A 12,233-nucleotide genomic window follows, 5' to 3' on the forward strand; every position below is an offset into this window, starting at 1 on the left:
AAGCGGGAAGTATGCCAGGTGCACACTTCCCGCTTATCTGCAAAACATATGATATCCGCATAGCAGACATATGACTGCCATTGCGATCACAATAAAATTCTCTGTAATAAGGATACCAAGAACCATGCCCACACCAATAAAAAACAGCATAAAACCAGTTAGCTTTCCCACTCCTGTCTGCTCATTTCCTGTTTTTTATTACAGTATATGCATGAAATCTAAATGGAATACTACTCTTCTTTCCCGTCTGTATCCTCAGCATTGCCTGCACCTGGCGCAAAACGGTTCACAAAATCCGGCACCATATCCAGAACCTTGGTAAGGCCATCCTGATTTTTTACGTTTACAAGTTTGGTGCTTCCATTCTGGATCACAAGTACTGCGCAGGGAGACATCTTTCCGGCAAGACCTCCGCCGCCGTTATTTTTCTTGTCCCCTTCAAAAGCTCCGGCTCCCACGCCGAAGGATACATCGACCAGAGGAAGGATAATGGTATCACCTACATGAATGGCATCGCCAACCACTGTTTTGGCCGATACAAAGCCATCCATTCCTTTAAATAATGAATTCACGGTATCTTTGAAATTATTCTCTTTCTCCATGTTTTACCTCCTTATGTCTCCATCGGTGGATGACGTATTTTATATTTTTATTGAAATAAAGCTCTGTTGCTGTTTTGAGAACTACAATTCCATAAATCCTTCCCTTTAACAGGATCTCTCCCTCAAGAACATTTTCATCATCAAAAAGGGGCGCTGCTTCGATCTTGTTTTTATGAAAAGGAATCGTCATTCCTAATACAGCCAATACCATACCTGTAACTGCCGGATCTTCATTGCCAAATGTGATTTTTCCGGTGATCCTTGTCGGAAGCACATGATAAATCAGTTTTTTTGCATTTTTCCACAGAAAGGAAAGAGCCTCTCTGGTTCGGGGATGGTCTAAAAATTCTTTCCACCAGTTTATCTTATCATAGAAATTCCGGATTGTTAATGCAAGACTTTGCATTTTTTTCAGAATCCTTTTGGGGATTCCAAGAAAATTCTGTACGATTCGGATCAGATTTCCAACTGCAGTTTTTATTCTTCCCACTATATTCAAAATTAAATCTGCAATCTTTGTCCGAAGCTTCTTTTCATCTTCCGATTCTTCCGATATTTCTTCGGAAATCGATATCGGCTCCATTATTACATTTTCCAAAATTTCATTTATATCTTCAACAGTATCTTCCTGAGGCTCAGACATTTGCAGCTCTGCGGTATCGTTCTGATTTTCGTTTTTTGATGTCTTTTCATGGCTTCTGGAAGCCTCTGCCTGTTTTTTGGCATTTTGATTTCCGGAGTTGGAAAGAGATCTAGGTTTCTTTTTTTTACGAAACAGATTTTTAAATTTTTCCAAAGGAATCCCTAAAAAACATATTTTTGTTTTCAGAACGCCCTGCTCCCAGAATACCTGTGCAGATATTATATGAAGCAGCCAGCTTACTTCACCGGTAGCATGTATTTCACGAAGACTATCCGTACGGTCTTTTTTTAAATTCCCTCTGTATCTGATTGGACAAAATAAAAGAAGCAGCAGGATCAGAAAGATCAGCCCGATCAGAATCCCCAGAAGGATCAATATCCATTTTATTATCAGCCATAATATATGCAACATTGGTTCACCTGTTTTTCAGATATTCTTTTATTTTAAAATTTCCAGTTTCGGTATAAACCTGTTCGATCATATCCTGTACCATCTGTATAGCACCGGATTTCCCTCTGGCCATTCCAACGATCAAAGGACAGGTGGCTCTGGCGCTTCGCTGTACAAGCATGCCTGCGGGAAGAATTTCCAAAATATTTCCGGGATTATCAGACAAAGTAACAACGTAGATATCCGGCACGAATTTGCCAGCAGTGATCCTGGCTCTTATTCTAGTAGGATTTTTTACATCATTTCCTATGTAATAGTTTTTCATCCATTTCAGCAATCTGCCATCACCTCCGTTTATAATGCCAAACAGGGCTGCGTAAGTACACAGCCCTGTCCTGTTGTTAAAAATACTTCTGCTGTTTCGCCCAGACGCCCTCACTTCGCATTTCCAGATACTCCTGATAGGCCTGTTCCACGATATGCTTCTCGTTGGAAAAACGGAGAAGATGATAGATCTCATGAAACTTATAGTATCCGGAATCTACAAAATATTCCTCTCGCTGGGGTTTGCTATGATAATTATCAGCTATCATGAGATACCAGTGTACCTCTTTCATTACCACATCCTCCGGAACGGTGAAATTATACTGGCTCTTGCCGATATATTTCACGATAGAGGCCCGAACACCTGCTTCTTCCATTACTTCACGTAAAGCAGTCTGCTCAAAAGTCTCTCCTTTTTCTACAGTTCCTTTGGGAAGCACCCATCCTTCATAACGGTTCCTGTAGGATTTATACAATGCCAGGATCTTACCCCGATGAATTACCACACCGCCACAGCTTGTTGCTTCTATCATATTGCAATCCTCCTGTAATGCGTGTGTCTTTTGCACTGGCTATAGTATACCTCTTTTTCACCTTATAGGCAAGGGGCAAGAAGCAGATACTGTTCTCAATTTAATCGAAATAATATGCATCAAAAACATCGGCCGCAATGGGAACTGCCGCTTCACTTCCGGTTCCGCCGTTTTCCACGATCACTGCAATGGCGATATCCGGATCATCTACATTAGAATAACCCACAAACCAGGAATGACTAGAGCCATTTTCATCAAACTCCGCAGAACCGGTTTTTCCGGCAACAGTATATCCTCGTCCGTTCAATGCAGAAGCCGTACCGTTTTCAACTACATTTTTCATTAGTTTTCCAAGGATATTGGCTTCATTTCTTGTCATCAGACGTTTGTATTCTGTTTTTTCTGTTTCCCTGACCGTATCACCGGAATTATTCACGATCTTATCGATCATAGTTGGCTTCATCAGTACACCATCATTGGCGATGGCACTTGTGAGCAATGCCATATGCATCGGAGAAACAAGAGTGTTACCCTGGCCGATCGAGGTCTGCATCACAAGTGCGTTCGGAGAATCATTATCCAGGGTAAAGCGACTGGTTTTATAGGAATTCAGCGGAAGCGCCCTATTAAAGAGCAGATCCTCTGCAGTACTTTTCAGAGTATCTCCTCCCAGACCAAGGCCCATATCTGCAAATGCACAATTACAGGAATGTGCAAATGCGGAATAAAAATCCTCCTGTCCATGTACTGCACCATTGTAACACTGGATCGTGTGGTCATCCACTGTGATACTTCCCTGACACAGATAGGAATATCCCTCCAGTGATCCCTTTTGTCTGAAATAATCCAGTGCCGTGACGATCTTAAATGTTGATCCCGGAGGATAAGCTCCATTGGTTGCACGGTTTAAAAGGCTACTGTTACTTTCATCATTAACAAGGGTATCCCAGTTCTGTGCGATCGTGTTCGGATCAAAATCCGGTTTGCTCACCATAGCCAGGATACGTCCGGTGGATGGTTCCAGTACAACTACCGCTCCTCTCCGGTCTCCCAGAGAATTGTATGCCGTTGTCTGAAGATCTGCATTCAGACTGGAGATCACGGTATCACCCTGATTCTTTTTTCCCAGGAATTCATTTTTCATCTGTTCCAGAAAAAATGAATGTGAGGTGAGAAGCTGGAAATTTGCTTCCGATTCCAAACCACTCTTACCATTGGTATCATATCCTACTGCATGTGCAAAAATATTGGAAAACGGATACGTTCTCTCTTCTGTTCCATCTTCATACACATTGGTCTGTGCCAGAACCTCACCATCCGAAGACTGGATACTTCCACGTACTACCCGGTCCGAAAATGTATCCTGACGGGTGTTGTACGGGCTGTTGATAAAATCTTCGCTTTTTATGGCGTCAAAATAGGCCAGATATCCGATCAGACTGACAAAGATCAATATAAAGAAGGCCGATACAAAAGTTAAAGGCCGGTTCTTTTTTCTACGGAGTCTGGCGATTTCTCTTTCTCTCAGGCGTTGCTCTCTTTCCTCTTCTTTCAATCGTTTCTTTTCGCTGCGTTTCAATTTGTTCGTCCTCATCTTCCCTCAGAATATACAGTCCCTGAATGATCGCAAGCATCAGGATGGTACACATGACAGAACTGCCTCCGTAACTCACCAGCGGAAGTGTAACTCCTGTCATTGGAATAAACTTGGTTGCACCGCCGATGGTCAGAAATACCTGAAAAGCATATTCTGTTCCGAGCCCCAGTGCGATCAGTTTATAAAACGGATTCCTGATCTTTAGTGCAATAGTAACGATCATCAGAAAAAAGCTTGTGCATACAAGAATCAGGCAGATGGCAAAAATGCCACCCAGTTCCTCGCAAATAGCACTGAAGATAAAATCATTTTTTACGACCGGAATCTTCTCCGGAGAGCCCTGACAAAGTCCCATTCCAAACCAGCCTCCGGTTCCGATCGCAAACAGAGACTGCACGATCTGATAACCTTCATTTTGATAGACAGCCATCGGATCCTTCCAGGCACTGACTCGCTGACGGACATGTCCAAAAAGATGATATGCGATCACCGAACCAAAGCATCCTCCGCCAAGTCCCAGAAATAAATAGCTCGGATTTCTGGTTGCCACATAGATCAGTACAAGGTAGGTGACAAAAAAGATTACTGCACTACCCAGATCCCTGGAAAGAACCAGGATCCCTACATGGATCACTGCAACGATCGTAGCCAGTACTACTTTACGAAAATCCACCTTGGTACACAGAAGTGATGCCATAAAAAATACGAAGGTTATCTTGATCACCTCGGAAGGCTGGATTCCCATAAGAGAAAGCTTTGCACCGTAGCTTGTGCTTGCCAGAACAAGAACTGCCGCCAGAAGTACAATACCAATTCCGGCATAAGCCCATGTAAGATCCTTTAAAAATTTCATTTTTCGTATCATTACCGGTATCACCAGTGATACTGCACTACCTACGGCCACGATCAGAAGCTGCTTAGTTGCAGACGGAAGTGAAAGCCGGCAGAGCATGATAAATCCTACGCTCAGGAGCATACACATATTATTTAAAAGAAGCAGCGATGCATTCTGATAAATAATTCGATAAAGGATCTGGATCGCTGCAAAAAAGATCATCATTTCGATATAGAACAGGATGACCCTGAAATCCATGCTTTTTAAATAGATCACAAGAAATGCTGTAAAATCAATAAAAAAGATCATGGTCAGCTGCTGATGGAGCAGTTCTCTCTTTTCTTCCTCATCCTGCCGCCACACCATATAAAAACAATGAAAGGTATAGACGATCATCAATGTGAGGATCACATACTTAGATAATTCTGTAATTACATTAATCATACACTTTTACTCGGCTCCTCTTTTAAAATGGCCTTTTGTATACCTGCGTCCGGAAGGTTTTCCGTTTTCCTGATAAACCGTCCGGAATTCTTTCAGGATCGCTTTTGCTTTCTCTGGCTCTTCGATCGTAAATGCCAGTCGCAAAGAGTGAAGGTTCAGTTTTTTTACCTGATCTTTTTCACCCGGAAGTCCGTAAGGAATGCTGTTATAAATGATATTATAACAGTATTTTGCTTTTTCGGAGATGTTTTTTCCCCATGGATCACAGCTGCATTTTACCGGAAATTCACTGTTATAGCGGTCTTTCAGATAAGCCGTCTCATATTTTCCTGTACATCCGAAAAGATTCTTCCTTACACACTGCGCGGAAAGCATCAGTGGGATATAACCATATAAAAGCAGCTCCGAAGAAGTATTATCTCTGTGTTTCAGTTCACCCTCATTCAACTCAAGGGGGACTGTATTTCGAAGAACTCCCTCTTCCCGCCAGAAATCAACACTCTGATCATTCCAGGTATACATGGATGCATCCAGGATACATTTTCCGCCATATCCCATTTTTTTCAGTACGGCGTAAGATTCCAGGTTTCTTACCAGAAAACCCTTCATACCCTGCTCCAACCATTTTTGAGCTGATCGAAGCCACTTTTCGGGGATTTCTCCGCGATGGATATGTGGAGTAGAAAGATATAATTCACTGCTTGCAGCAAGTTCCGGTGAAAAATATTTTTCCATAGTATCAAAAGGAAAATAAAAACCTGTAATCCCTGGTTCGTTCAAAAGTACTTCCGCAGTATCCGAACGTTCACAGGATACATACACAGGCAGGCTGTCTGTTACCCTTCTGTGACAGGCAGCCTGATTCTTAGATTTCGTCGGCTGCTTCGTAACCTGTGCTCTCTTCTGACATCCGATCAGTGCTTCCCGCAGCTGACTCAGAGCATCTCTTCGTACTTCATTGAGAACTTTAACCGGAACAAAAATCCTTCCATTTATTTCAATGTTCAGATCCTCCCACTGAAAATCTGTATTTCCCAGTTTCTCCATCTGCTGACGGATCCTCTGTTCTTCCATTGGCTGATTTTTAGCAAACTGTACCTCACCGCCCATAGCAGTTACTGTCTGGCCCTTGCAGGTTATTTCCAGTATAACAGGACTTTCAGGAGAAAGTATTAAATTCCCATGAATTTTTTCTTTTATTTTTCTGATCTCCGGCTGTATATTACCGGATTTTTTTTCATTGGCAAAAGCCATCATTTCCGGTCCGCGATACATATCATAGTATCCTTTGCAGGATCCTCCACGACTGAAAAGCTCAAGAAGATACTTCCGATCGTTTTCCTGAACGTGATATTCTTTTCCACTTAAATACATATCCAGATATTTTCGATATACTGCCGTGACGCCGGCTGTGTACGCCGGCTGTTTCATACGCCCTTCGATCTTCAGAGACATAACACCCGCCTCCAGGATATCCGGAAGAATATCCAGAGTGCAGATATCTTTCAGGCTTAATGCACAAAAATCCTTGTCTCCTTTATATTTTCTGTGATCCATGGTTACACTGTAAGGAAGCCTGCATGGCTGTGCACAGCGGCCACGGTTTCCGCTTCTTCCACCGAAAATACTGCTCATCAGACACTGGCCGGAATAGCTGTAACAGAGAGCTCCATGGATAAAAGTCTCTATTTCCAGAGGACTTGCCTTATGCATGGCAGATATCTCTTCCAGGGAAAGCTCTCTGGCCGGAACCACACGCGTTGCTCCCTTTTCCTCCAGAAACCGCATTCCCTCTGGTCCGGTTACTGTCATCTGTGTGCTTGCATGAATATCCAGATCCGGGAAATTCCGGCGTATAAAAGAAAATACTCCCAGATCCTGTACGATCACCGCATCCAGACCTGCCTCATAATACGGAAGCAGATATTCAAACAGCTGATCATCCAGTTCACGGTTCTTCAAAAGTGTATTCACAGTAAGATATAATTTACGGTTATGGATATGTGCGGTCTCAATGGCAGTGATCAGCTCTTCCTGGGTGAAGTTCTGCGCATATGCTCTTGCTCCAAAAGCCGGTCCCCCTACATATACCGCATCAGCCCCGGCACCAATAGCTGCCTCAAAGCTTTCATAAGAACCTGCCGGCGAGAGCAGTTCTGTTATCATATTTTTCAAAGTATTCCCTCATCTCCCATCTGTTAATCAACCCGCTGACCATAAAACAAAAGAGGATTACCGAAGCAATCCCCCATCCTTATTTAAGCAGTTCATCAAGTTCTTTCTCCAGTTCCTTCACCTTACCGTCCAGAAGATTCTTCTGTTCCTGAGCTTCCTGTTCTGCCTTCTTCGCCTCTTCAATCTGCATTTTCAAAGAGATCAGTTCATGTTTCAGATCATACATCTCCTGATCTTTCTGCTGCAGATCCTGTTCAAAAATCTCCGCCTGCTTCTTTGCCTTAAAATAATCATCTGTAATATTCAGACTGAGCAGTGTATGCTTGGTCTCCATGGCCTGTCTGGAGTATCCCGGCATCTGACTCAGCTCACTGATCTTATTATTCATATAGGCTGCAACCTTCTGAAAATATTCCTCGGACTCATACCCGCCCAGAGTAATGATCTTTCCATCGATAACAACCTGTGCTGTATTCTTTACCGCCATTCGTAAAGCCTCCTGAATTTATCTGTTACTGGTAATTTCCTCAATAACATTCCTCTGCATTGCCGGTCTTACAACCCACAATTTCTTTTATTATAACTGATTCCCGCAAAAATGTATAGAAGTTTTTCTATTATTTTGTCGATTACAATATTTTCTTTAAAAATGCAAATGTTTTTCTCAATTATGAGTGTTGGCTTTCATGTGTTCGATCATCTTTTTCCAGGAATCAATACCGCAGGTTCCACTTACCTTTACGCCTGTGTTTTTCTGGAAAACTTTCAGAGATGCTTCTGTATCGTCTCCGAAATGGCCATCCACAGTAACACCAAGTACAGACTGCAGCACGGAAACTGCAACGCCGGAATTCCCTTTCCGGATGATCGGAAGCTGGGTCTCAAATTTTCCTGTCAGAACTACTGCCTTTTCTGAAGTCTGTACAGGATACACTGCTTTTCCGTTCCAGTCATAGATGGTGTAGCCCTGTTTCCACTCTTTCTTTGCATTCTCAAGGCTCTTGTATGCTCCAATCTGGCTCTTGCTGTCAGCCCAGGACTTTCTTGTGCGATAATACTTATCTACCGTTGGCGTGGTGGTCTCAGCTCCGATCAGCTGCTTGAACCGGTTCCAGTCACCTTTTGCACGGATCGCTGACGGGCAGTTCTTTGCGCATACATCATAATGCTGCACAACTCTGTCAGCCGGGATTCCCAGCTGTTTCATAAGCTGTTTGCACAACCGGACTGTATTCTGGAAAGCTTTCTCATAATTATAGCCAGCCTGGACACACATCTCGATTCCTACTGAATTTCTGTTGTTGACAGTACCAAACAGCCGACCGCCGTAGTTAACCCCTACGTGCCATGCGCCACGGTTATACGGAAGCGCCTGATATGCCTCTGTGTCATCCACATATACATGTGCAGAATAGCCTTTAAAGTTTCCATCATGTTGAGCCTTAGCATGTGCTTTCGCATTTGCACCCTTGGCATAGTTATCTGTGTTGTGAATTACGATATATGCCGGTTTATGACCTGCATAGCTGTTGTTGTTACTGATAAGACTTGTGTTGATATTCATGGTTGTACTCTCCTTTTCTGTTTTTGATGTCTTATTTGATGCCTTAATAGATAATATGCCATTCAAAATGCTGATGATCTTCTGACCATAATTCCTGCCGGATACCTGAGCTTTTCCCATAATCTTTAACATATGTTTCCTCCAATAAAAAAAGACGATTACTCGCCTCCTAAAAATACTTGAATTATTTTTTTCGAAATGGTATATTGATAATACAAAGGAACAACCGCCCACAAGGGGTTGAACTCAGTGAATAGCGAAATAGAAATTCCACCCTACACTCAGCCAAAGTTTTGGGGTGGTTTTTCTATGTAGAAAATTACTTACAAAACGTCAAAACGAACGTAAGCAATGCCAGAATGAACATACCAAAAGCCATGAGGTCTTTGAAATCAAAATGATTCTTGTCCATCAGCACCACCTCCATTCTATGTAGAATAGAGGTCAGCCACCCTGCAACACGATTGCTCCGTGTTCTATATTATCATATCGTCCTTTGATGTTCAACGAATTTCACAAAGGGATCACTTGCCCTCTGAATCTTTGTATTTCGTCCTGTCCCAGATACCTTTTACTTTTTCCCAACCGCCGGTCGCAACCAAATACACTACAAACGCCGCAATAATCGATGCGAAAATATAATACCAGGTGACAGCTGTCTTATAATACGTGCACAGGACTGCCAGTGCCACCGGACACAGGATCAGTGATGTGACCAGTGCTACAATACTTGTCGGGATCTTATTAAGTCCCGGGAGCTCTTTGATCACCTGCACAATAATCGATACCAGGAACGCCAGCACCCCGATCAGCGCCAGACCATATGTTACATACTGCATCATTACATTTACATTCATGTTCATTCTCCTTTTCTTTCCAGATCTTCTATTCTATGACATGAGCAAATGATTGTTTCCATGTAGTGTTTCCCTTCTCCGACTGTTGCACCGGCGCAATTACAGTTTAAAGCACATGTTTTGAAATTTCTTATAAGCATCAAAGTATAACTCGTGCTTATCTCCGTTATATGTCAGCTCATAATACATTCCATCCGGCACAGTCGTGCTCAGAAGTGCTTTACTGTTCTGTAATGTCTTACAACTCCATACCACGTACACATACTGTACTGTGATCTGTTTTCCATCGATCTTATCCATGTGTGAATTGGTATATTCAGCTACTTTTACTTTGCAAAGTCTTAAAAATTCTTCATTTCCCATTCCTTACCTCCTACACATGGTCAATTCTCGGAATTCCATACTCAACCGCACGCTCATGTTCGATCTTGCATCCTCTTGCTTTCTGCCAGTCTTTTGCAAAATAGGCGATATCGGCATCAGATAAAAACTCCAGGGACTTTCCAATGAACCACAGAGGTTTTGCTCCTACCGGTGCTGACTGGAAGAAAGAATCAATAACCTCTACAGGTTCTCTCAACAACTCTTCTGCCGCTTTGATTGCCACCTTTCGCTCTGCAAGAATCTCCTCGTCTGCTTTGCCACTCATTGGCTGACTGATAAATAATTTCTTCATTTCTTGTCCTCTCTTTCTTAAAAAAGTGTATAAAAATACCACCTGTCATTTTCTGACTGGTGGATAATTATTGTTTATTTTAAGTCTTGCATTCTTGTGTATATTATCGTAAAATACACATAAGATATCTTAATAAGAACCATTCGCAGTACCCATGATCTTTTAGATCGTACAGCTGAATGGTTCTTATTTTTTATTTCTTTGATAAACACCAATTATTTTTCTATCCTTGTACAATGCGATCTCTTCCAAAAAAGGAGAGATGTGTTGATCTGAACAGATTATTGACCTGCTCCATTATTTCGCCCTCTTTCAGCGGGCAATCCGTTATATCAAAAATAAAGTTTCCTGCCTGGCGCTTTTTCTTTTTTACCGCATTATACAGAACGTTTTTTCACCTGTGCTAATAGTCTTCAATTCAGATTCTCTGGTAACTCAGTTACCGAGTAATTCACTTTTTTTATGACCTTTACTTTGTCGATAAATCAGGACGAGGATATCCAAGATGGGTATATGCCAGCACGGAAGCCATTCTTCCACGTGGAGTTCTGTTAAGGAAACCTGTCTGCAAAAGATAGGGTTCATACACGTCTTCCAGTGTTCCGGAGTCTTCTCCGATCGATGCGGCAAGTGTTTCAAGCCCCACGGGGCCGCCCTGAAAATTCAGGATCAAGGTCTGGAGAATGCGGCGGTCTGTTTTATCAAGGCCATACTGATCTACTTCCAGAAGATCCAATGCGAAGCAGGCAACATCGTAGGTGATCACACCATTATACTTCACCTGGGCGAAATCACGTACTCTCTTCAGAAGACGGTTGGCCAGACGGGGGGTTCCTCTGGAACGCTTGGCGATCTCGGCAGCTCCATTGGGTTCGATTTCCACGCCAAGCACCTGAGCGGAACGTAGAATGATCGTCGTCAGTTCTTTTTTATCATAAAACTCCAGTCTCTGTGTTACGCCAAAACGATCACGAAGCGGCGCGGAAAGAAGACCTGCCCTCGTTGTTGCACCTACCAATGTAAACTTCGGAAGATCCAGACGAATGGAACGGGCGGATGCTCCCTTGCCGATCATGATATCGATAGCAAAATCTTCCATTGCCGGGTAAAGAACCTCTTCTACCTGTCGATTCAGTCTGTGTATCTCATCTACAAACAGCACATCTCCTTCCTGAAGGTTGTTCAGGATCGCAGCCATTTCGCCTGGCTTTTCAATCGCAGGACCTGATGTTACCTTCATATGTGTTCCCATCTCATTGGCAATGATCGCGGAAAGTGTAGTCTTTCCCAGCCCCGGAGGTCCATAAAACAGCACATGATCCAGTGAATCATGACGCTGCTTTGCTGCTTCGATATAAATTTTCAGGGTATCTTTTGTTTTCTGTTGACCAATATACTCATCCAGACTCTGAGGCCTTAAATTTCCCTCCAGGGAAAAATCCTCTTCTGTAACATCTGTTGTAATGATCCTGTTCTCCATTTGCTATGCTCCGTTCTATTTCATTTCAGTGCGAGCATGTTTGCTCTTACTCACGGCGGTGACATGCTCCCACCACTTAAATCTTACGATTTTGAAGTGGGGGCTTCCTGCTC

Annotated in this window: 15 protein-coding genes; all 15 read right to left on the reverse strand. The window is 42.8% G+C overall.

What is annotated here, in order from left to right; genetic code table 11:
• Positions 1-33: 33 nt before the first annotated feature.
• The 15 genes from NE638_RS10830 to ruvB all read right to left on the reverse strand — a co-directional run bounded on the left by NE638_RS10830 (position 34) and on the right by ruvB (position 12,120).
• Positions 34-171, reverse strand: a complete 138-nt coding sequence (locus tag NE638_RS10830; RefSeq protein ID WP_173740860.1) for a hypothetical protein — start codon at positions 169-171, stop codon at positions 34-36.
• A 59-nt stretch (positions 172-230) separates the two neighbouring features.
• Positions 231-602, reverse strand: coding sequence for a GerW family sporulation protein (locus tag NE638_RS10835; RefSeq protein WP_015524896.1), 372 nt, complete (start codon positions 600-602; stop codon positions 231-233).
• Entirely contained in the window at positions 586-1,656 is a 1,071-nt protein-coding gene (locus NE638_RS10840; protein ID WP_173746182.1) for a DUF2953 domain-containing protein, read from the reverse strand. Before NE638_RS10840 ends, NE638_RS10835 begins: the two co-directional genes overlap by 17 nt.
• Before the next feature lie 4 nt (positions 1,657-1,660).
• The gene (locus tag NE638_RS10845) at positions 1,661-1,972 is read right to left on the reverse strand and encodes a hypothetical protein (RefSeq protein ID WP_059085676.1); all 312 of its coding nucleotides are present in this window, start codon (positions 1,970-1,972) and stop codon (positions 1,661-1,663) included.
• A 64-nt stretch (positions 1,973-2,036) separates the two neighbouring features.
• Complete coding sequence (locus tag NE638_RS10850) at positions 2,037-2,492, reverse strand: NUDIX hydrolase (RefSeq protein WP_015524893.1); 456 nt, start codon at positions 2,490-2,492, stop codon at positions 2,037-2,039.
• A gap of 100 nt (positions 2,493-2,592) precedes the next feature.
• A complete protein-coding gene (locus NE638_RS10855) occupies positions 2,593-4,086 on the reverse strand; it encodes a peptidoglycan D,D-transpeptidase FtsI family protein (protein ID WP_173746183.1) in 1,494 nt (497 codons plus the stop codon).
• Positions 3,989-5,368 (reverse strand): FtsW/RodA/SpoVE family cell cycle protein, encoded by a 1,380-nt coding sequence (locus NE638_RS10860; RefSeq protein WP_092070612.1) that lies wholly within the window; start codon positions 5,366-5,368, stop codon positions 3,989-3,991. The genes NE638_RS10855 and NE638_RS10860 overlap by 98 nt, the downstream gene beginning before the upstream one ends.
• A gap of 6 nt (positions 5,369-5,374) precedes the next feature.
• Positions 5,375-7,534 carry a peptidase U32 family protein gene (locus NE638_RS10865; RefSeq protein WP_173746184.1) on the reverse strand — a complete coding sequence of 720 codons (2,160 nt, stop codon included), beginning with the start codon at positions 7,532-7,534 and terminating at the stop codon, positions 5,375-5,377.
• Between the two features lie 88 nt (positions 7,535-7,622).
• Positions 7,623-8,030, reverse strand: a complete 408-nt coding sequence (locus tag NE638_RS10870) for a cell division protein ZapA (protein WP_015524889.1) — start codon at positions 8,028-8,030, stop codon at positions 7,623-7,625.
• Between the two features lie 177 nt (positions 8,031-8,207).
• On the reverse strand, positions 8,208-9,239 hold the full coding sequence (locus tag NE638_RS10875) for a peptidoglycan recognition protein family protein (RefSeq protein WP_022426490.1): 1,032 nt from the start codon (positions 9,237-9,239) through the stop codon (positions 8,208-8,210).
• A gap of 392 nt (positions 9,240-9,631) precedes the next feature.
• Positions 9,632-9,964 (reverse strand): hypothetical protein, encoded by a 333-nt coding sequence (locus NE638_RS10880; protein WP_022426489.1) that lies wholly within the window; start codon positions 9,962-9,964, stop codon positions 9,632-9,634.
• A gap of 99 nt (positions 9,965-10,063) precedes the next feature.
• The gene (locus tag NE638_RS10885) at positions 10,064-10,327 is read right to left on the reverse strand and encodes a DUF6275 family protein (RefSeq protein ID WP_110103918.1); all 264 of its coding nucleotides are present in this window, start codon (positions 10,325-10,327) and stop codon (positions 10,064-10,066) included.
• Positions 10,328-10,337: 10 nt separating this feature from the next.
• Positions 10,338-10,640, reverse strand: coding sequence for a DUF4406 domain-containing protein (locus NE638_RS10890; RefSeq protein WP_022426487.1), 303 nt, complete (start codon positions 10,638-10,640; stop codon positions 10,338-10,340).
• Between the two features lie 223 nt (positions 10,641-10,863).
• Complete coding sequence (locus tag NE638_RS18440; RefSeq protein ID WP_158526504.1) at positions 10,864-11,025, reverse strand: hypothetical protein; 162 nt, start codon at positions 11,023-11,025, stop codon at positions 10,864-10,866.
• A gap of 84 nt (positions 11,026-11,109) precedes the next feature.
• On the reverse strand, positions 11,110-12,120 hold the full coding sequence (gene ruvB, locus NE638_RS10895) for a Holliday junction branch migration DNA helicase RuvB (protein WP_015524888.1): 1,011 nt from the start codon (positions 12,118-12,120) through the stop codon (positions 11,110-11,112).
• Positions 12,121-12,233: the final 113 nt, after the last annotated feature.

Source organism: Blautia sp. MSK.18.38, assembly GCF_024460535.1.
Classification (GTDB): Bacteria; Bacillota; Clostridia; order Lachnospirales; family Lachnospiraceae; genus Blautia_A; species Blautia_A fusiformis.

Excerpts from the sequence above, each read along its gene's own strand:
- NE638_RS10865 (WP_173746184.1), bottom strand. The coding sequence starts at position 7,534 with ATGATAACAGAACTGCTCTCGCCGGCAGGTTCTTATGAAAGCTTTGAG.
- NE638_RS10890 (WP_022426487.1), bottom strand. The coding sequence starts at position 10,640 with ATGAAGAAATTATTTATCAGTCAGCCAATGAGTGGCAAAGCAGACGAG.
- NE638_RS10870 (WP_015524889.1), bottom strand. The coding sequence starts at position 8,030 with ATGGCGGTAAAGAATACAGCACAGGTTGTTATCGATGGAAAGATCATT.
- NE638_RS10850 (WP_015524893.1), bottom strand. The coding sequence starts at position 2,492 with ATGATAGAAGCAACAAGCTGTGGCGGTGTGGTAATTCATCGGGGTAAG.
- NE638_RS10880 (WP_022426489.1), bottom strand. The coding sequence starts at position 9,964 with ATGAATGTAAATGTAATGATGCAGTATGTAACATATGGTCTGGCGCTG.
- NE638_RS10840 (WP_173746182.1), bottom strand. The coding sequence starts at position 1,656 with ATGTTGCATATATTATGGCTGATAATAAAATGGATATTGATCCTTCTG.
- NE638_RS10860 (WP_092070612.1), bottom strand. The coding sequence starts at position 5,368 with ATGATTAATGTAATTACAGAATTATCTAAGTATGTGATCCTCACATTG.
- NE638_RS10835 (WP_015524896.1), bottom strand. The coding sequence starts at position 602 with ATGGAGAAAGAGAATAATTTCAAAGATACCGTGAATTCATTATTTAAA.
- NE638_RS10875 (WP_022426490.1), bottom strand. The coding sequence starts at position 9,239 with ATGTTAAAGATTATGGGAAAAGCTCAGGTATCCGGCAGGAATTATGGT.
- ruvB (WP_015524888.1), bottom strand. The coding sequence starts at position 12,120 with ATGGAGAACAGGATCATTACAACAGATGTTACAGAAGAGGATTTTTCC.
- NE638_RS10855 (WP_173746183.1), bottom strand. The coding sequence starts at position 4,086 with ATGAGGACGAACAAATTGAAACGCAGCGAAAAGAAACGATTGAAAGAA.
- NE638_RS10885 (WP_110103918.1), bottom strand. The coding sequence starts at position 10,327 with ATGGGAAATGAAGAATTTTTAAGACTTTGCAAAGTAAAAGTAGCTGAA.